This is a genomic window from Rhodococcus sp. DN22, assembly GCF_036669995.1.
Taxonomy (GTDB): Bacteria; Actinomycetota; Actinomycetes; order Mycobacteriales; family Mycobacteriaceae; genus Rhodococcus_F; species Rhodococcus_F erythropolis.
This window is the reverse complement of sequence record NZ_CP133326.1, coordinates 4,484,308-4,502,583: the sequence shown is the minus strand read 5'-3', so window position 1 is coordinate 4,502,583 and position 18,276 is coordinate 4,484,308. Positions and strand designations below refer to the sequence as shown.

The window sequence follows — 18,276 nt, the reverse complement described above, 5'->3', positions numbered from 1 at the left end:
TCGGGTCTATCACGGTGATCGGAGATGCAAAAGGGACCCACCGAAATTCGGTGGGTCCCTTTCACAAGACTTCGATCAAGCTACCGCGAACATGCCCACGGTCGGAAGGAAGCTGCAGGTGATGCGATCTGCGCCTTCCGGCTGGGTGGTCAGCGAACCGCTGATCACCGAGAGAACGCGTCCGGGGCCGGTATCGGCGATAGCCGACAGAGTGGCTGGGCCGTCCGGGTTGATGCGTGCGGCGTTGGTCAAGTTCTGGGTGGCGCTGCGCTGGTTGTCGATGTTGACCCAGGTGACGGTCATCGGCACCGGCTGGTCGTCGACGGCGGGAGCCGTACCGAGAGCGGTGAAGACGAATCCAGCCTGACCGGCAGCGGGACCGGGAGGAGGCAGGTGAGCCGGGCCGGGAACGGCAAGTGCGGTTCCGACCGAATCGGCGGTGGCCGAGATGCAGCCCTTGCCAAGCGTCGGGTAGAGGAACTGCGCGATGACGGGGGCGTTCTCGTCCGGGATCGCCGGTCCGCCGCCGCCGCTGCCGTCGAGGAAGGTGATGACCTTCTCGAGGGTGGCCTTGATCTCGGGCGGAATGCCGGGGGAGTTCAGGATCGCGCGAGCCTGGTCGAGCAACGCTTGCTGCGGTCCGCCTGCAACATCGGCCGGACCTGCGGCGGCGCCGATGATGGCGGGCGCAAACGATGCGAGGAACTCGATCGGCACACTTTCGGGTGCGGGCGGTGCTGCCGGATCGGCCATTGCCTGTGCCGGCAATGCCAGTCCTGCTACTGCGGCAATAGCGACGGCGGTGAACGCCTTTCGCATACCTCGGGTTCGAAGCACTGTTTCCCCATCCTTAGTCATACCGCGCGGGCGCCTAGGCGAGCTCCGCGTTTGACGGCTCGAGGGGTCACTCTATGTACAGAGCCCCCGGGTTGTACAGCTGTTCAGTTGCTGAGCAGCTACGCACCGGGGGGAGTCTATGGCATGACCGGCCTCGATCGTGATTTACGGCGACCATACCTGTGACTGAAGTGATCTATGTGAAAGTTGATGCAACTGTTACGTCAGATTGCGAGGTTTGTTCACTCGAAGATCAGTCGAAACGGACCGAATCGTCGACGAGTACGTCAATTCGACGGGCAAGGTCGAAGTCCAGTTCCGTGAGACCGCCCGCCGAGTGTGTCGAAAGCGTGTACGTGACCTTTCGCCAGCGAACGTCGATGTCGGGATGATGATCCGCGGCCTCGGCGACTGCCGCGATGCGTTGAAGAAGTGCGATGGCGTCCGGGAATGTCGCGGAGTCGACCGTGCGAGTGATCGACCCTGGCGACAGTTGCCAGGCGGGCAGTTCGTCGAGAGCGTTTTGGATCGCGGAGTCGGACAACAAAGTGGCCATACTCCATCATGGTGCGATGAGTGATGCACCTGCAAGGGATCGGGAAGTTGTCGCCGGTGCGATCTTCCGCGAGGGAAGGCTGCTCCTCGCGCAGCGGACGAGTCCGCCGGCTTTGGCCGGTCGTTGGGAGCTGCCGGGCGGGAAGGTCGAAGAATTCGAATCGCCACAGAACGCGTTGGCGCGGGAGCTGCTCGAGGAACTGGCGGTCGAGGTGAGATGCGGCGCCAGAATCGGCGTCGAGGTGCCACTGTCGCCTGGGTTGGTCCTGCGGGCCTACCGGGCGGAGTTGGTGTCGGGAGAACCGGTCGCGCTCGACCATGCTCAATTGACATGGGTCGACGCCGAAGAACTGTTGTCGATGGATCTGGTGGACAACGATCGAGCCTGGATCCCCGAGTTACTCGCGGAATTGAGCGCGCTTACGCCGCACGAGCCTTCTTGAGACCTGCTTTCAGTTCCTTCTTGGATGCGCCCTCGTTCTCGAGCTTCTTCATCCGCATGATGACGACGGGACACTTGATGCACCGCGTCTTCTTGCGGCAGCACTTCTTCTTCGGCTTGAGCTGCGAGACCTTGCTTGCCTTGACTTTTCCCATGTGACGCTGCGGCTTTCCTGTTTCACTACGGCGGAGAGCCCGCTCTTGGAACGAGGTTAGCGTACCCTTAAATGACCTGTTTCTCCAGGTCGTAATCCTACGCGCATCGGCGTGGTGCAGATCACTATTCGCTGGTGGGGGCGGTGATAGAGGCCGCACAATGCAGGAGTATCAGCCCGGAGCGAGTAGTATTTACTAGGCCGCGGTGCCTTCTCAGGCGATTCGTGCCCTGATTCGGATCACACACTCGTGCAGCGGCCACCAGAAGAGCCGTGCGACTTGACTTTCGCGTGGCCGAATCAACTCAGCCAGGAGAGCCATCGCGTGACCATCACCAGCTTCCGTAACGTTGCCATCGTCGCACACGTCGACCACGGCAAGACCACCCTCGTCGACGCCATGCTTCGTCAGTCCGGCGCGTTCGAGGAGCGCGCCGAGCTGGTCGATCGCGTTATGGACTCCGGCGACCTCGAACGCGAGAAGGGCATCACCATTCTCGCGAAGAACACCGCAGTACATAAGGTCAACGAAGACGGTTCCATCACCGTCATCAACGTCATCGACACCCCCGGCCACGCCGACTTCGGTGGCGAGGTCGAGCGCGGCCTGTCCATGGTCGACGGCGTCGTCCTGCTCGTCGATGCTTCCGAGGGACCCCTGCCGCAGACGCGTTTCGTGCTGCGCAAGGCACTCGCCGCTTCGCTGCCCGTCATCCTGGTCGTCAACAAGACGGACCGCCCCGACGCCCGCATCGAAGAGGTTGTCACCGAGGCTCAGGACCTGCTCCTCGACCTCGCATCGGACCTGTCCGACGAGGCCGCCGAAGCCGCTGAGCTCGCACTCGAACTTCCCGTCCTCTACGCGTCCGGTCGCGAAGGCAAGGCATCGACCGTGCAGCCCGAGAACGGCAAGGCTCCCGACGCCGAGGACCTCACCGCACTCTTCCAGGTGCTGATGGAGTACGTCCCCGCGCCGAAGGGCTCGGTCGACGCACCGCTGCAGGCTCACGTCACCAACCTCGACGCATCCGCATTCCTCGGTCGCCTCGCACTCGTTCGCATCCACAACGGCGAGCTGCGCAAGGGCCAGACCGTGTCCTGGTGCCGCGAGGTCGACGGCGAGCCCGTCGTCACGAAGACCAAGATCACCGAACTCCTCACGACCATCGGTGTCGAGCGCGTTCCCGGTGAGGTCGCCGTCGCCGGTGACATCTGCGCCGTCGCAGGATTCCCGGACATCATGATCGGCGACACCCTCGCTGATCTGGAGAACCCGGTCGCACTGCCCCGCATCACCGTCGACCAGCCGGCAATCTCGGTCACGATCGGCACCAACACGTCACCGCTCGTCGGTCGCGTCAAGGGTCACAAGCTGACTGCACGCATGGTCAAGTCCCGCCTGGACCAGGAGCTCGTCGGTAACGTCTCGCTCAAGGTCCTCGACATCGGTCGCCCCGATGCGTGGGAGGTCCAGGGTCGTGGAGAGCTCGCGCTCGCCATCCTCGTCGAACAGATGCGTCGTGAGGGCTTCGAACTCACCGTCGGTAAGCCGCAGGTTGTCACGCAGCTCGTCGACGGCAAGGTTCACGAGCCTTTCGAAGAGCTGACCATCGACAGCCCCGAGGAGTACCTCGGCGCCATCACGCAGCTCCTGGCCAACCGCAAGGGCAAGATGGTCCAGATGTCGAACCACGGCGCAGGCTGGGTTCGCATGGAGTTCATCGTTCCTTCGCGTGGCCTCATCGGCTTCCGCACGGACTTCCTCACGGAAACCCGCGGAACCGGTATCGCCAACGCCGTGTTCGACGGATACGGCCCGTGGGCCGGCGAGATCCGTGCGCGCCACACCGGCTCGCTCGTCTCGGACCGCTCCGGCACGGTGACGCCGTTCGCCATGATCCAGTTGGCCGACCGTGGAACCTTCTTCGTCGAGCCCGGCGCAGACACCTACGAGGGACACGTCGTCGGTATCAACCCGCGTCAGGAAGACCTCGACATCAACGTCACTCGCGAGAAGAAGCTGACCAACATGCGTCAGTCGTCCGCAGACGTGATGGAGACCCTCGCAAAGCCGATCAAGCTCGAACTCGAAGCAGCGATGGAGTTCTGCTCCAGCGACGAGTGCGTCGAGGTCACCCCGGAGGACGTTCGCGTCCGCAAGGTGCACCTCAACGCAACCGAGCGCGCTCGCGAGCGTTCACGTAGCAAGGCACGCGACAAGGCTGCTCTGTAGTCTTTCGTCGGTTACAACCTGACAGGCGGATGTGCCTTTCAGCCGAGTTTTCGGCGGAAAGGTACATTCGCCTTCATGGTTTCCGGGCAAAGTTCTGCCTGGAAATCGAGTGCGAAGGGGCGACGCGGCCCCGTACGGAAGGAATTGTCTGTGGCCTCAGGACGTCGCTACCTGGCGTTGGCAGTGGCAGTGACGGCGTTGTCACTGACTGCATGTACAGCCGATCCGCCGCCTCCGGTCGAGAGCACCGAAACCGTCAAGCCCACACCGACTCCGGTCGTTCCGGCGATGAAGCAGGTCACTGTGGCAATCGACGAGGTGGGAGGCGGATTCAACCCGCACCTGCTCGCGGATCAGTCGCCGGTCAACTCCGCAGTCGGCAACCTCGTACTGCCCAGTGCGTTTCGCCCGATCAATTCGCCCACACAACCTGGCGCGACGGAGTGGGCGATCGACGATTCTTTCCTCGTTTCCGCTGAAGTGACGTCGGAGGCCCCGTTCACGATTCGCTACCAACTGCGCAACGAAGCCCAATGGTCGGACGGCGCTCCCATTGCGGCAGAAGACTTTCGCTACCTGTGGCAGCAGATGATCTCGGTTCCCGGAGTGGTCAATCCCGCGGGCTATCAGATGATCGACGACGTGAACTCGTCCGGCGGCGGCAAAACGGTCAACGTCGTGATGCGTGCGCCGTATCCGGCATGGCGAGAGTTGTTCACCGATATTCTTCCGTCCCACCTGATCAAGGACACTCCCGGCGGTTTCAGCACCGGCCTGAGTGAGGGGATTCCGGTGTCGGGAGCCCACTTTCACGTGCGCTCGGTCGACCGCGGCCGGGACGAAATCGTGCTCGAACGCAACGACCGATTCTGGGGCAAGCCTTCAGACCCGGATCAGATAGTTCTGCGACGCGGAGGAACGGCTGCACAGTTGGCGGATGCGCTGCGTACCGACGATGCCCAAGTGGCGCAGGTTCATTCGGGTAGTGCCACGGATATTCAGCTGTCTGCAATCCCGGGTGTCAGGACGGCATTCTCCTACGTTCCGCGCACTCTCGACATCAACGTGAACGGGCGAAGCAAGAACTTCGCGGATGTTCGGGTGCGTAAAGGTGTTCTGGGACTGCTCGATCCGGACCTGCTCGCCGTGGTGGCGGCAGGGAGTGAATCGGCGTCGGCCCCGGTGAAAGCTCAGATCCTCGCTCCGTCGGATCCGGGATATGCGCCCACCGCGCCGCCGAAACCGACCAGGGAGCAGGCGCTGGGCGAGCTGACCGCAGCCGGCTACCTGACGGCACCGCCCACCGGAATCGTCACGGGCACTGGAACGGTCGGATCGATCGTCCGTGACGGCGCCCAGTTGACGCTGCTGATCGGCGCTCCCGAAAACGACGACATCGCGATCGCCGTGGCAAACACCGCTGCCGACGAATTGCGTGACGTGGGAATCCTGGCGACCGTCGAATCGGTGGCGCCGGAGGAACTCTACGGCGAGGACCTGACGACAGGACGCGTCGACATGATCGTCGGTTGGAGCCGGGCAGGCGCCGACACGGCCACTTCGCTGGCCTCGCGGTTCAGTTGCCCGAGCGCACCTTCCACTCCGGCAACAAGTTCGGCAGTGCCCGCACCGACGCCGTCGCAGACACCGGAGCCCATCCGAACAACAAGCGTCGAGGCTCCGAGCAACCTGTCCGGGCTGTGTGATCCGGCGTTGCAAGGTCGGATCGACGAAGCGCTCAGTGGCATCGGGGATCTGGGGTCGTTGATCGCCGATGCGGAACCCAAGCTGTGGGATCTTGCGGCGGTTTTGCCGATCGTGCAGAGCCGAGCGCTGGTCGCGGTCGGGACCGGAGTCGAGGGCGTGGTCCTCGACGGGCCGGTGCAGGTGGGGATATTCGGAAACGCTACGGACTGGGTGAGGGTGGAAAAGTGACCGCGTCGGCGAAGCGACTTCTGTTGGTACACGCACATCCGGACGACGAAACGATCACCACCGGTGGCACCATCGCGCGATACGCGTCCGAAGGCGTCGAGGTCACAGTCCTCACCTGCACGTTGGGGGAGGAAGGCGAAGTGATCGGTGATGCGTGGGCCGGGCTCGTGGCTTCCGAGGCCGATCAACTCGGTGGCTACCGGATCGCGGAACTGAGCGCTGCTTTGTCGGCTTTGGGCAGTGCCGCTCCTCGCTTCCTCGCCGGTGCCGGTCGGTATCGCGACTCCGGAATGATCGGCACACCTTCGGCCGCCAATCCCCGTGCTTTTGTCAATGCTCGACTCGACGAAGCAGTCGGCGCGGTGGTCGCCGTCATTCGTGAGATTCGGCCGCACGTCGTGATCACGTACGACCCCAACGGCGGCTACGGGCACCCGGATCACATCCAGGCGCACGCGATCACGACAGCGGCCGTCGAAGCTGCAGGAACGACCGCGTATCCCGAGACCGGCGAGCCGTGGTCGACTCCGAAGTTCTACTGGACCGTGACCGAGCGCAGCGGACTCGAACGCGGCATCGCGGCGATTTCCGAGTTCCCGGAGAACTGGCGTCTGCCCGAGCCCGGGGAATTGCCGAGCGTCGAGGACACAGACGTGACGACGGCAATCGACGTTCGAGGCGTCATCGATGCGAAGGCGAGGGCATTGAGCGCCCACGCCACTCAGGTGACGGTAGCCCCGAGTCGAGCCGAGTTCGCATTGTCGAACAACGTGGTCCAACCGATCCTGACGGTCGAGCATTTCGTATTGGCCGCCGGCGCGCTCGGTCCGGTGGGTGAGGACGGCCGCGAGCGCGATCTGTTCGGCGGCCTGCACAGCTGACCTGGGCGTCGGCTCACAGGCATTGCGATCGACGCCGTAGTGGTGTGTGATGCGTGTCACCGGATGGGTGGTCCTTTCGGTAACAGCAAAGCCTGGGGGCTGAAGAAATGTACAACTGGGACCTGCAGAACCAGATCGTCGCCTTCGTCGATTCGTTGCGTCCGATGGCTGGTTATTACCACGACTTGTATTACGGGTCGCTCTACGCATTCGCAGATCAGCAGAGTCATTTGCTGACTCTGCTCGGGTTCCCGCCGGTTCCCTGATCAGCTTCGTGCTTTTCGGGCGCGAGCCGGGGTGCTTGTCGGGAGGGACCCCGCGCTCGCGCGATGACGACCGATAGACCACTATCAAAACCATGACGACCGTCGAGAACAACACGGACGCCTCGACAGGAACGTCGCTGTCGTGGCTCGACCCTGTCATCCTCGGCGTCCTGATTTTCGACGGATTCTTGTGCGCGGTGTTGTCCGTCCTGTTCTTGCCGACTCATCTCGGTACGACGGCATTTCCCATCAGCATTCTCGTAGCCGCAACCGCGAACCTCGTATTGGTGATCGCCGCCCGCACGGTTACGACGCCGGGTAGGGCCGCATTGCCGCTCGCCGGTTGGATCGTCGGGTTCTTGGTGTGCATGGTGGGCGGCCCCGGCGGCGACGTACTCGTGCTTTCGTCCCCTCTGACCTTCCTGCTGCTGGTCGGTGCGATCGCTCCGGCCGCCGTTTTCCTCTTCAAAGTGGCGATCAACAGACTCGCCACCCTCAGCTCGCAATAGTTCTCGGCGCGCGCGTAGGAAACTGACCCGTGCATAAGGGACACTCAGCCTGTGGCTGAACATGATTTGGCGGGTGCGACTATCGCCTTGACCGCAGAACGGCGTGTCGAAGAATTTGCGACGCTCCTCGAACGTCGAGGCGCGGAGATCGTGCGGACACCGGTGATCCATGTGCTGCCGTTGGTGGACGATCGAGACCTGAGGACTCAGACGTCCGCTTTGATTGCCGATCCTCCGGAATTGGTCGTGATCAGTACCGGGATCGGCTTCAGGGGTTGGCTCGACGCCGTCGCCTCGTGGGGTTTGACCGAGGAGTTCCTCGGGGCTCTCGCCCACACGCGCATCATCGCCCGCGGCCCCAAGGCGACGGGTGCCATCCGAGGCGCCGGACTGCGCGAGGAATGGTCGCCTTCGGGTGAGTCGTCCGAGGAAGTTCTGGCACATCTCGGAAGCGAGGGAGTGGCAGGCTTGCGCATCGCAGTCCAGTTGCACGGCACCATCACCGAATGGGAGCCGTTGACGGACCTGAGCGCCTCCCTCGCCGACATCGGCGCGGTTGTCACTCCGGTATCGGTCTATCGGTGGATCCGGCCGCCGGATCAGTCGCCGGTCCGCGCGTTGGTCGCTGCAGTTCGTTCCGGTGCGATCGACGCGCTGACCTTCACCAGTGCCCCCGCGGTCTCCTCGATGCTCAGCACGGCAAAAGAAATGGGCGAGCTGGAGCGGTTCGTCGCAGCTATGCGCGGACCGGTACCGACCTACTGCGTCGGACCGGTGACGGCCGCCCCGCTGGAACTCCTCGGTGTTCCGACCATCCAGCCGGAGCGATCGCGTCTCGGTTCGCTGGCGCGGCTCATCATCGACGACCTGCCCACACGTCGCCACCGCCCGGAGTGACGGCTTCGATCAATGCCCACGCGTTCTCGGCGGGGAGATCGATCACCTCGTAGCTTCCGGTGCCGGCGGGCGTCGCGGCGACGACGGTTGCCACTCCCGCGCGTCGTTGGAAGAACGTCTCGCGCACCGTCCATCCGATGACACCTTCGGATTCGAGACTGTGACGCTGGCGATCGAGCGAGCCGTTTCGGGTGATCAACCATCCGGGTAGTACTGCGTGGCCGAGGCCGTTGTATCGGTCGAAGGCGAGGGCAGTGCCACCGATGGCGAGTACGGCGACCCCGAACCACGCGTAGATCGGTACATCGAGTCCAGAAGCCGCGCACGCCACACAGACCAGGAACGCCACCGCGGCGAGGAACAGTGCTCGGGTGTACCGGCGACGCCGCGCGGCCGGGCCGTGCGGGATCAGCGGGGCGGACGCCTGGCGTGAGTCACCGATCACGGTGGCCATCACTCGCTCGGCTTCCCTGCGCGGTCCCTGCGGGAGCAGTAGCGAAGATTCCTTCTTCTCGGCGCTGACCCCGGTCATGATGGCGTCGAGCCGCGCGCCGCGAGCCAATCGCAGCAGGAGCGGTTCCTTGAGCGTCGTGCCGCGGAGGCGGGCGCGGTCGAGTGTGGTTTGCCGAGTCTTCAACAGGCCGTGACTGACATGCAGGATGCGGCCGTTGTCGGTGAGTTTCATGTTGCCGAACGCGATCAGGTACTGGACGCAGGCGAGTGCACTCGACAGCACCAGCAGCACGACGAGTGCGATGACGACCATCAGTGCGATGCCGAGGCTCTCGAGTGAGTCGAAGCTGTCGCTCACTGCCGAGGATTTCGCGACGGCAGTGCCGATGCCGTATTGGAACGAGATGCCGATGATGGCTGCGATGATGGCGATTCCGGTGAACGAAAAGGGGGCGTAGCGAACCCAACTCGGTTCCCAGTGACCGATTTCGGTGTCGACCGGTTCGGTGATGCTTTCGACCGGCGTGCCCGGGGTTTCCAGTCGCCGTGCTTGCTGGGCGCCGGCCAACAGTGCGGCGCGTAGGTCCGGAACCAGGGCGGTCGACAGGGCGTTGAGCTCGAACTTGTTCGAATCGTGGCCGCTCCCGGCGCGCTGGCCGGTACCGATGCGCACGATCGACAGTCCGAGCAACCGGTGCATGACCCCGGCCTCGACGTCGACGGATCGGATGCGGCTACGCGGGACGGAGAGCAGCTTTTTCTGGAAGACCCCGGTGCGCAGTTGAACGTGGACGGGTCCGATTCGGTACGTGGTGGTGAAATACCGCAACAAACCGAAGATGACGAGCAGAGTGACGACGCCGAGTCCCCACCAGTGGTTTCCGGATTGGCTGCCGAGAACTACGGAGACGAGTAGGACCGGGAGCAGTTTGACGACTTCGTTGACGGGGTGGACCAGAAGCATGCGTCGGTCGAGGCGGAGCCAGGGCTGTTCCTCTTCCGCGGCCTCGGCAGCTGCCGTTTCCGCCTCTACCGGGATCTCGATCGCGGTCGGGTCGCCCAACTGTTTCTCGTTCACGTCGCGTCTCCCACGTTGGTACCCGCGATCTCCGTCAGTTGAGCCACCGTGCGGTCGGCGACTTCCTGGTCGAGTGCGGAGATCTTCACGGCCCCGGCCGACGACGCTGTCGTGACCGTGACGGTTGCCAGACCCAACATGCGGTCGATCGGTCCGCGCTCGGTGTCCACGGTCTGCACGCGCGAGATCGGTGCGATGCGTCGCTCCTGGGTGAACCAGCCGGTGCGGGTGTATACCGCGGTGTCACTGATCTCCCATCGGTGGACCCGATACCGCCACGCCGGGACCATCAGAATGTAGGTGGCAGCGAAGAGTACGGTGACTGCGAATACGGTGCCGACCACCCAGGACGGGATTCCGGGTACCAAGACGGCACAGACGATTTCGGCGACGATGACGGGTACCCAGAACAGTGAGGCAGTGATTGCCCACAGCCTCGGGGCTTTGGTGCTGGGTCGCCATAAGGGGTCGGCCATGGTCAGCGGTTGCGGCGCAGTCATGGGCACTACTTTGGTCGAGTGAGGGGCGATCTGTCGACATCGGCCCTATCGTGGAGTGTGGCGACCGCGAAGGGAGCACGTGATGACCGAACAAGATGCGACATTCGACCCGGAGGCTCCGGAATCAGATGCGCTCGAACAATCGACACCCGTAGATCCGAACGCCCCTGAAGAACCCGATCTGACCGACATTCCGCTCGACGCGCCAGTGGCTGACGTGGTGGATCAACGAGTCGAGGTTGCGGTCGACGACGACTACCGGCCGTCGTGATCGAGGCGGTGTCGGGGCGGTGAGGCCTCCTACTTCTGGCACCGGGTGGCACTAGTCGTCCCACATGGCGCATGATCGCTAGGTGAACCGAACTGGTGATGACTCCGGCAAACCCACCATGCTTCCGATGCCAGGTATTTCCGCGTCCGCCTCGTCCAGTCCGTCGCCCGGCCCGTCAGCGTCGGCGATGCGGCGAGTTCTCCGTCGTGCACGCGACGGAGCGACCCTGAACGTCGACGAGGCGGCAACGCTGCTGCAGGCACGGGGAACCGATCTGACCGATCTGTGTTCTTCGGCGGCCAAGGTTCGCGATGCCGGTCTGCTGGCAGCGGGTCGGCCGAACACCGTGACGTATTCGCGAAAAGTTTTCATTCCGCTGACCCGTCTGTGCCAGGACAAGTGCCACTACTGCACATTCGTCACGGTGCCGGGGAAGCTGCGTGCCGCTGGGCACGGCATGTTCCTGGAACCGGACGAGGTTTTGGACATTGCCAGGGCAGGCGCCGAATTGGGCTGCAAGGAAGCGTTGTTCACGCTGGGGGATCGCCCCGAGGCTCGCTGGCCGGAAGCCAAGCAATGGCTGGACGAACGCGGCTACGACTCCACCCTCGACTACGTGCGAGCGATGTCGATCCGGGTACTCGAGGAGACAGGCCTGCTCCCACACCTCAATCCCGGTGTGATGAGCTGGCAGGAACTCTCGCGGCTCAAGCCCGTTGCGCCGTCGATGGGCATGATGCTCGAGACGACCGCTACCCGGCTGTTCACCGACAAGGGTGAGTGCCACTACGGCAGCCCGGACAAGGACCCGGCGGTTCGGCTACGCACCCTGACCGACGCAGGCCGACTGAACATCCCCTTCACCACGGGAATTCTCGTGGGCATCGGGGAGAACTTCCTCGAACGTGCCGAGTCGATCATGGCGATACGCAAGTCGCAGAAGGCGTTCGGCCACATCCAGGAAGTGATCATTCAGAACTTCCTGGCCAAGCCCGATACCGCGATGCGCAATACGCCTGATGCTGGACTCGACGAGTTTCTCGCGGCCATCGCCGTCGCACGCCTGCTGCTCGGGCCGACGATGCGGATCCAGAGTCCGCCGAATCTCGTCTCGAACAGCGAGTGCCTCGCGCTGCTCGGCGCAGGCGTGGACGACTGGGGCGGGGTATCACCGTTGACCCCCGATCACGTCAACCCCGAGCGTCCCTGGCCGAATCTCGAGACCTTGGCCGAGATCAGCGCCGAGGGCGGCTTCACGCTGACCGAACGCACTGCGGCTCAGCCGGCATATGTCCTGGCCGGGGCTCCGTGGATCGATCCGCGTATTGCGGGTCACGTGCAGGCGCTGGCGGATCCCAAGACCGGTCTCGCCTTGCCCGACACCAAGCCGGTGGGTCGGCCGTGGCAGGAACCGGACGAGTCGTGGGAATCGAGCGGACGCGTCGATCTCAATACCGAGATCGACACGGACGGGCGCAACACCGAGACCCGCAGTGACCTGGGCAGTGCGTTCGGCGACTGGGAGACCGTGCGCGAACAGGTTCTCGAGCTCAGTGCTCCGATTCGCGTCGACACCGATCTGCTGGCTGCGCTCCGCAGTGCCGAACGCGACCCGGCCGGATGTTCCGACGACGAGTACCTGGCCCTCGCCACGGCGGAGGGCCCGGGCCTGGAAGCCGTTGTGGCACTGGCGGATGCGCTGCGCAAGGATGCCGTCGGCGAGGACGTCACCTACGTGGTGAACCGGAACATCAACTTCACCAACATCTGCTACACGGGCTGCCGATTCTGTGCGTTCGCGCAGCGCAAGGGTGACGCCGACGCGTTCACGCTGTCGGCAGAGCAGGTCGCCGACCGTGCGTGGGAAGCGCACGTCGCCGGCGCAACCGAGGTGTGCATGCAGGGCGGTATCGATCCGGAACTTCCCGTCACCGGTTACGCCGACCTGGTCCGGGCCGTCAAGAAGCGCGTGCCGTCGATGCACGTCCACGCGTTCTCTCCGATGGAGATCGTGAACGGTGCATCGCGCAGTGGTGAGAGCATCAGGGATTGGCTGACGGCCCTTCGTGAGGCGGGCCTGGACACCATTCCCGGTACGGCAGCGGAGATCCTCGACGACGAGGTGCGCTGGATCCTCACCAAGGGCAAACTGCCGACGGCGGAATGGATCGAAGTGGTCACCACGGCCCACGAGGTGGGGCTGCGGTCGAGTTCGACGATGATGTACGGGCATGTCGATCAGCCGCACCATTGGGTCGGGCACCTGAACGTTCTTCGCGGAATCCAGGACCGTACAGGCGGATTCACGGAGTTCGTGCTGCTGCCGTTCGTTCACCAGAGCGCGCCCCTGTACCTGGCGGGCGCTTCACGGCCAGGGCCGACCAATCGGGACAACCGCGCTGCGCACGCGTTGGCACGCATCATGCTGCACGGCCGCATACCCAATATCCAGACCAGCTGGGTCAAACTTGGCATCACCGGAACGCAGATGATGCTCAACGGCGGCGCCAACGACCTCGGCGGAACGCTGATGGAAGAGACGATCTCGCGGATGGCCGGCTCCGAACACGGTTCCGAGAAGACCGTCGCAGAACTGCGCGCCATCGCCGAGGGAATCGGACGTCCGGCACGCGAACGAACCACCACACATGCACGACGCGAAGGAGCGATTGCCTGATGGCTGACGTACTGGGGGACCGCAAGGTCGTCGAGGTTCTCGATCGAGCGGTGTGGGGGATCAACCCGGTTCTCGACCTCGCCTACAGCGATCCGCTCGGTATCAAGCGTCGGACGTTCGAGCCGACCGATCCCGAGCGAAACGCTGCTGCGATGGTGTTGGACGCGGCCGCTTGGGTCCTCGACGTCGTCAAGTTCCCCGGGACGGCGGCGTGGTCGGTGATGACCGACGAGCAGCGCTCGAAGTGGTGGACGACCCGGTTGGGTGCACTCAACACCGTTGCCGTCGCGTTTCCCGGCATCTTCGGTGTCCTCCTCAATCGGTTGCCGATCCAGGACCTGCTGGCCTTCGCGAATCAGGCCGTTGTGCTCGTTGCGGTTGCCCGTGAACACGGAGTGACCGAACGGGATCAGCAGGTGGACCTCCTGGCGTCGGTGCTGTGCCGGCGTGAGACGAAGTCTCGAGAGCTTCTCACCGGAGAGGACTTCGCCGAGAAATCAGCCGGCGGCGCCGACGAGACCTGGCGCCCGTTCGCGCTCATCGGAACGTTGTGGCGCACGTCCAAGACTTTTCGTGCCATCACGGACGAGTTGCACAAGCGGCCGTCTCGGACAAAACCGTACGAGATCATCGGCAAGATTCCGGTGGTCGGCGTCGTGGCGGATTACCTCGGTGAGCGGGGCGCACTGGTACGCGCGGCCGCTCTGGGGGAGAAGTGGATCGCGATTCGGTCGAGGAACATCACCGCAGTAGGCTGAAATGTGTTACCCCCGCCTGCTCAGAGTCGGTCGGCAGGGGGATAATAGGCTGTTCCCGCGGTACGTGAGAGTCGTATCGGATTTTCGGCCCCTTGCAACTGCGTGTTGCGGCGGCGATGCACGACAGGAAGGCAGGGAGATCGGCAGTGACCTACACGATTGCTGAACCGTGTGTAGATGTGATGGACAAGGCGTGCATCGAAGAATGCCCTGTCGACTGCATCTACGAGGGTGGACGCATGCTTTACATCCACCCCGACGAGTGTGTCGACTGCGGCGCGTGTGAGCCTGTCTGTCCCGTCGAAGCCATCTTCTACGAAGACGACGTCCCGGACCAGTGGAACGCGTACATCAGCACCAACGTCGATTTCTTCGACGATCTCGGCTCGCCGGGTGGAGCGGCCAAGCTCGGCAAGGTCGACTACGACACGCCGTTCATCAAGGCGCTGCCTCCCATGGGTGAGGAATAGAGATCTTGTCTCGTACTCCGGTGGCCGCTGGGCTTCCTGATTTTCCGTGGGATTCGCTCGCCGATGTCACGGCGAAGGCGCACTCTCATCCCGACGGCATCGTGAACCTGTCCGTGGGGACGCCGGTGGATCCGGTGGACCCGGTGATTCAGGAGGCTCTGGCCTCTGTTGCCGAGGTGCCCGGATACCCGACGACTCATGGCACGCTCGCGCTTCGCGAGGCCGTGGCGGAGTCACTGGATCGCCGCTACAACATTCCCGACGTCGATCCGGCAGCGGTGCTGCCGGCCATCGGTACCAAGGAAATGATCGCGTGGCTGCCGAAATTGCTCGGTCTCGGAGCCGGCGATCTGGTGGTCATTCCGGAGTTGGCGTACCCGACGTACGAGGTCGCAGCGAAACTGGCAGGTGCTCGTGTCCTGCGCGCCGACGGCTTGAACAAGCTCGGTCCCGAGTCGGCGGCGATGATCTTCGTGAACTCGCCCTCGAATCCCACCGGCAAGGTGCTCGGCCTCGAGCACTTGCAGAAGGTCGTGGCCTGGGCGCGCGAGCGCGGCGCCATCGTCGTCTCCGACGAGTGCTACCTCGGATTGACGTGGGAAGCCGATGCGCTCTCCATTCTCGATCCTCGTGTCAACGACGGTGATCTGACCGGTTTGCTTGCGGTCCACTCACTTTCGAAGACGTCCAATCTCGCGAGCTATCGCGCCGGGTTCGTCACCGGTGATCCGGCTCTGGTGTCGGAACTGCTCGAGGTGCGCAAGCATGCGGGCATGATCCTGCCGCTACCGATCCAGGCGGCGATGACCGCAGCCTTGGGCGACGACCAACACGAGAACATCCAGCGCGAGCGGTACCGCGAGCGTCGTAGTGTGTTGATCGAAGCTGTTCGAGGCGCCGGATTCACCGTCGACAATTCCGAGGCAGGTCTGTACCTCTGGGCGACGCGCGGCGAGGAATGTCGAGCGACGGTCAGTTGGTTCGCCGATCGTGGGATCCTCGTTGCCCCCGGTGAGTTCTACGGACCGAGCGGGAGCAAGCACGTGCGGATCGCGCTCACTGCAACAGACGAACGAATCGCCGCGGCAGCAAAGCGCCTCTCCGCCTGAATCGTGTGCTTTCCCAGGTGTCAGGTTCCCTGATGTCGGTATCGGTCCGATGTAAGGTCGCGCTGTGACCACCTCAGGGACCGGCGGCTTGGACGCGGTACTGATTTTTGCTGTCGTTGCTGCCTCGGTTGCACTGATGCTCGTGTGGTTGAAAAGTCGTCGAGTTTTCGGAGAATTCCCACTCTCGGCAGCTCTCCTCTGGCTGATGGTTGCAGTGCCTTCCATCTTGCAGGCGGCGATGCCGGGACTGCTCGAGATGTTTCGTCGTGATCCCGCGTTGATTCGTGACGGGCAATGGTGGCGCATTCTGACCTCCGTGCTCGTTCAGGACGGAGGGGCCGCAGGAACTGTCACCAATCTCGCGACGCTGGCCGTGGTTGCACCGCTTGCGTTTCGGCTCTGGGGCGCCGCACGTGGCTGGGCTCTCTTCCTGCTCGGTCAACTGTTGTTCGGTTTGCTCACCACCGCAGTCTTCCCGTCGACCGGCGCAGGCAACTCCGGTGCCACGCTTGCTCTGGCAGCGGCGGCCGCGGGGATCGGCGTTCTGGTGCGCCCGCGAATGCCTGAGATTGTTCTGACGGTCGTGATTGTCGTCGGCGGCGTAACATTGGTGACGGTCGACGACGCACACGGATTCGCGGAGCTTTCCGGGGCGCTCTTGGGGGCTGCGCTGGTGACGCTGTTCCCTCCGCACTCGATGGACGCGCGTCGGGCAGGAGAAAGTTTGCGACCATCCGCGCTGTGAGATGCTGTCGTGGTGCTGCTGAGATCCTTGAACCCCCTTGCTGTTGCCCGCGGTGACGACCTCGACGACGCCGTGACGATCGGTGACACGGTTCTCTCGCGGAGTGCCATTCTCGGTGCCGCGACCTCGGTCGCGGAGCGAGTGGCGCAGGCCGATCGGGTTGCCGTATTGGCAACTCCCACAGCAAAAACGATTCTCGCCGTCGTCGGGGCGTTGATTGCCGGCGTCACCGTTGTGCCGGTCCCGCCGGACTCGGGGAAGGCTGAGCGAGAGCACATTCTGCGTGACTCCGGTGCCCAGGCGTGGCTCGGCGAAACGGACGACCACTGCGAAGGCCTGCCCGTGGTTCCCGTCCGATTGCACGCTCGCTCGTGGCACAGCTATCCCGAACCGGCACCGCAGTCCACAGCATTCGTCCTGTACACGTCCGGAACTACCGGCCCACCGAAGGGCGTTCTGCTCAGTCGCTCGGCTATCGCAGCCGGGCTCGACGCGCTCGCCGAGGCCTGGGACTGGACGTGGCGAGACACCCTCGTACACGGGCTTCCGCTCTTCCACGTGCACGGACTGATTCTCGGAATCCTCGGCCCCCTCCGGATCGGCAGCCGGGTGATCCACACCGTCAAGCCGACGCCGGAAAACTACGCAAGGGCCAAAGGCTCCCTCTACTTCGGTGTCCCCACCGTCTGGTCGCGTATCGCCGAAGACGAAGAAGCTGCCCGCGCGTTGTCCGGTGCCCGACTTCTGGTCTCCGGTAGTGCGCCGCTTCCCGTGCCGGTCTTCGAAAAGCTGCGGGAGCGAACAGGATTGACGCCCATCGAGCGTTACGGCATGAGTGAGACGATGCTGACCCTGAGCACGCGTTTCGACGGCGAGCGACGCCCGGGGTGGGTCGGCGTGCCGCTGCGCGGAGTCGAGACTCGTCTTCGTGACGAGAAGGGCAACGATGTGCCGCACGACGGCGAGAGTATCGGCGGCCTACAGGTACGTGGGCCGATGCTTTTCGACGGCTACTTGAACCGTCCGGACGCAACCGCCGAGTCCTGGACGGAGGACGGCTACTTCAAGACCGGTGACGTCGCCGTCATCGACGAGGGTGGGTTCCACCGAATCGTCGGCCGCGAATCCATCGACTTGATCAAATCCGGTGGATTCAGAGTCGGCGCCGGCGAGATCGAGACCGCCATCCTCGGGCACCCTTCGGTGTCCGAAGTTGCGGTGATCGGTGTCCCCGACGCCGATCTGGGGCAGCGGATCATCGCCGTCGTAGTCCGTAAGCCCGGGACTCCCGAGGTCACCGAAGCCGAATTGGTCGAGTTGGTCGGGGCGGAGTTGTCGGCGCACAAGCGTCCCCGTGAGGTTCGATTTGCCGAGACTCTGCCACGTAACGCGATGGGCAAGGTTCAGAAGCGTGAGCTGCTCTAGGCGGGGCGGTTTGCTGAAAAGTCGCTGTGACGCTTGAAGGTTCGTGAATTCGGCCGGCCTGTCCCGAAATGTGGGCTCGCC

At 63.8% G+C, this 18,276-nt stretch carries 19 protein-coding genes; 14 read left to right on the top strand and 5 right to left on the bottom strand.

Translation table 11 applies throughout. The features are described 5' to 3' along the window. Positions 1-75: 75 nt before the first annotated feature. Both RA302_RS20375 and RA302_RS20370 read right to left on the bottom strand, forming a co-directional pair. On the bottom strand, positions 76-819 hold the full coding sequence (locus tag RA302_RS20375) for a hypothetical protein (RefSeq protein ID WP_003945233.1): 744 nt from the start codon (positions 817-819) through the stop codon (positions 76-78). Between the two features lie 271 nt (positions 820-1,090). After that, positions 1,091-1,393 carry a 4a-hydroxytetrahydrobiopterin dehydratase gene (locus RA302_RS20370; RefSeq protein ID WP_003945236.1) on the bottom strand — a complete coding sequence of 101 codons (303 nt, stop codon included), beginning with the start codon at positions 1,391-1,393 and terminating at the stop codon, positions 1,091-1,093. 16 nt (positions 1,394-1,409) lie between these two features. Here RA302_RS20370 and RA302_RS20365 point away from each other — a divergent pair, with 16 nt between their 5' ends. Continuing rightward, positions 1,410-1,835, top strand: a complete 426-nt coding sequence (locus tag RA302_RS20365; protein WP_070162366.1) for a (deoxy)nucleoside triphosphate pyrophosphohydrolase — start codon at positions 1,410-1,412, stop codon at positions 1,833-1,835. On the opposite strand, the gene RA302_RS20360 is transcribed toward RA302_RS20365, so the two are convergent. After that, entirely contained in the window at positions 1,813-1,989 is a 177-nt protein-coding gene (locus tag RA302_RS20360) for a hypothetical protein (protein ID WP_003945207.1), read from the bottom strand. The two genes, RA302_RS20365 and RA302_RS20360, sit on opposite strands and share 23 nt — an antisense overlap. A gap of 324 nt (positions 1,990-2,313) precedes the next feature. Here RA302_RS20360 and typA point away from each other — a divergent pair, with 324 nt between their 5' ends. The 6 genes from typA (at position 2,314) to RA302_RS20330 (ending at position 8,709) form a co-directional block, all read left to right on the top strand. Then, entirely contained in the window at positions 2,314-4,221 is a 1,908-nt protein-coding gene (gene typA, locus RA302_RS20355; RefSeq protein WP_007726276.1) for a translational GTPase TypA, read from the top strand. A gap of 150 nt (positions 4,222-4,371) precedes the next feature. Further along, the gene (locus tag RA302_RS20350; protein WP_030536226.1) at positions 4,372-6,156 is read left to right on the top strand and encodes an ABC transporter family substrate-binding protein; all 1,785 of its coding nucleotides are present in this window, start codon (positions 4,372-4,374) and stop codon (positions 6,154-6,156) included. After that, complete coding sequence (mshB, locus tag RA302_RS20345) at positions 6,153-7,037, top strand: N-acetyl-1-D-myo-inositol-2-amino-2-deoxy-alpha-D-glucopyranoside deacetylase (RefSeq protein WP_007726273.1); 885 nt, start codon at positions 6,153-6,155, stop codon at positions 7,035-7,037. Before RA302_RS20350 ends, mshB begins: the two co-directional genes overlap by 4 nt. Positions 7,038-7,144: 107 nt before the next feature. Next, the gene (locus tag RA302_RS20340; RefSeq protein WP_003945210.1) at positions 7,145-7,303 is read left to right on the top strand and encodes a hypothetical protein; all 159 of its coding nucleotides are present in this window, start codon (positions 7,145-7,147) and stop codon (positions 7,301-7,303) included. 92 nt (positions 7,304-7,395) lie between these two features. Continuing rightward, a complete protein-coding gene (locus tag RA302_RS20335; RefSeq protein WP_030536224.1) occupies positions 7,396-7,812 on the top strand; it encodes a hypothetical protein in 417 nt (138 codons plus the stop codon). A 51-nt stretch (positions 7,813-7,863) separates the two neighbouring features. Next, complete coding sequence (locus RA302_RS20330; RefSeq protein WP_003945251.1) at positions 7,864-8,709, top strand: uroporphyrinogen-III synthase; 846 nt, start codon at positions 7,864-7,866, stop codon at positions 8,707-8,709. Here the strand turns inward: RA302_RS20330 and RA302_RS20325 are convergent. Both RA302_RS20325 and RA302_RS20320 read right to left on the bottom strand, forming a co-directional pair. Next, positions 8,669-10,240 (bottom strand): PH domain-containing protein, encoded by a 1,572-nt coding sequence (locus RA302_RS20325; RefSeq protein WP_081305368.1) that lies wholly within the window; start codon positions 10,238-10,240, stop codon positions 8,669-8,671. The genes RA302_RS20330 and RA302_RS20325 overlap by 41 nt on opposite strands. Continuing rightward, the gene (locus RA302_RS20320; RefSeq protein ID WP_042926352.1) at positions 10,237-10,740 is read right to left on the bottom strand and encodes a PH domain-containing protein; all 504 of its coding nucleotides are present in this window, start codon (positions 10,738-10,740) and stop codon (positions 10,237-10,239) included. The genes RA302_RS20325 and RA302_RS20320 overlap by 4 nt, the downstream gene beginning before the upstream one ends. 82 nt (positions 10,741-10,822) lie before the next feature. Between RA302_RS20320 and RA302_RS20315 the strand changes: the two genes are divergently transcribed. The 7 genes from RA302_RS20315 to RA302_RS20285 all read left to right on the top strand — a co-directional run bounded on the left by RA302_RS20315 (position 10,823) and on the right by RA302_RS20285 (position 18,195). Continuing rightward, positions 10,823-11,011, top strand: coding sequence for a hypothetical protein (locus RA302_RS20315; RefSeq protein ID WP_003945217.1), 189 nt, complete (start codon positions 10,823-10,825; stop codon positions 11,009-11,011). Positions 11,012-11,129: 118 nt separating this feature from the next. Continuing rightward, the gene (locus RA302_RS20310) at positions 11,130-13,688 is read left to right on the top strand and encodes a bifunctional FO biosynthesis protein CofGH (RefSeq protein WP_003945208.1); all 2,559 of its coding nucleotides are present in this window, start codon (positions 11,130-11,132) and stop codon (positions 13,686-13,688) included. Beyond that, complete coding sequence (locus RA302_RS20305) at positions 13,688-14,446, top strand: hypothetical protein (protein WP_003945247.1); 759 nt, start codon at positions 13,688-13,690, stop codon at positions 14,444-14,446. Before RA302_RS20310 ends, RA302_RS20305 begins: the two co-directional genes overlap by 1 nt. 146 nt (positions 14,447-14,592) lie before the next feature. Further along, positions 14,593-14,916: a ferredoxin gene (gene fdxA, locus RA302_RS20300; protein WP_003945248.1), complete on the top strand. Its 324-nt coding sequence runs from the start codon at positions 14,593-14,595 to the stop codon at positions 14,914-14,916. A gap of 5 nt (positions 14,917-14,921) precedes the next feature. Further along, a complete protein-coding gene (gene dapC, locus RA302_RS20295) occupies positions 14,922-16,025 on the top strand; it encodes a succinyldiaminopimelate transaminase (RefSeq protein WP_039972669.1) in 1,104 nt (367 codons plus the stop codon). A 64-nt stretch (positions 16,026-16,089) separates the two neighbouring features. After that, positions 16,090-16,770: a rhomboid family intramembrane serine protease gene (locus tag RA302_RS20290; RefSeq protein ID WP_338477725.1), complete on the top strand. Its 681-nt coding sequence runs from the start codon at positions 16,090-16,092 to the stop codon at positions 16,768-16,770. Positions 16,771-16,782: 12 nt separating this feature from the next. Next, positions 16,783-18,195 carry an acyl-CoA synthetase gene (locus RA302_RS20285; RefSeq protein ID WP_007726254.1) on the top strand — a complete coding sequence of 471 codons (1,413 nt, stop codon included), beginning with the start codon at positions 16,783-16,785 and terminating at the stop codon, positions 18,193-18,195. Positions 18,196-18,276 lie beyond the last annotated feature (81 nt).

What these genes read in the sequence shown, in the direction of transcription:
- RA302_RS20320 (WP_042926352.1), bottom strand. Translation starts at nt 10,740, where the DNA reads ATGACTGCGCCGCAACCGCTGACCATGGCCGACCCCTTATGGCGACCC.
- RA302_RS20360 (WP_003945207.1), bottom strand. Translation starts at nt 1,989, where the DNA reads ATGGGAAAAGTCAAGGCAAGCAAGGTCTCGCAGCTCAAGCCGAAGAAG.
- RA302_RS20365 (WP_070162366.1), top strand. Translation starts at nt 1,410, where the DNA reads ATGAGTGATGCACCTGCAAGGGATCGGGAAGTTGTCGCCGGTGCGATC.
- RA302_RS20305 (WP_003945247.1), top strand. Translation starts at nt 13,688, where the DNA reads ATGGCTGACGTACTGGGGGACCGCAAGGTCGTCGAGGTTCTCGATCGA.
- RA302_RS20315 (WP_003945217.1), top strand. Translation starts at nt 10,823, where the DNA reads ATGACCGAACAAGATGCGACATTCGACCCGGAGGCTCCGGAATCAGAT.
- RA302_RS20375 (WP_003945233.1), bottom strand. Translation starts at nt 819, where the DNA reads ATGCGAAAGGCGTTCACCGCCGTCGCTATTGCCGCAGTAGCAGGACTG.
- RA302_RS20335 (WP_030536224.1), top strand. Translation starts at nt 7,396, where the DNA reads ATGACGACCGTCGAGAACAACACGGACGCCTCGACAGGAACGTCGCTG.
- RA302_RS20310 (WP_003945208.1), top strand. Translation starts at nt 11,130, where the DNA reads ATGCTTCCGATGCCAGGTATTTCCGCGTCCGCCTCGTCCAGTCCGTCG.
- RA302_RS20370 (WP_003945236.1), bottom strand. Translation starts at nt 1,393, where the DNA reads ATGGCCACTTTGTTGTCCGACTCCGCGATCCAAAACGCTCTCGACGAA.
- RA302_RS20340 (WP_003945210.1), top strand. Translation starts at nt 7,145, where the DNA reads ATGTACAACTGGGACCTGCAGAACCAGATCGTCGCCTTCGTCGATTCG.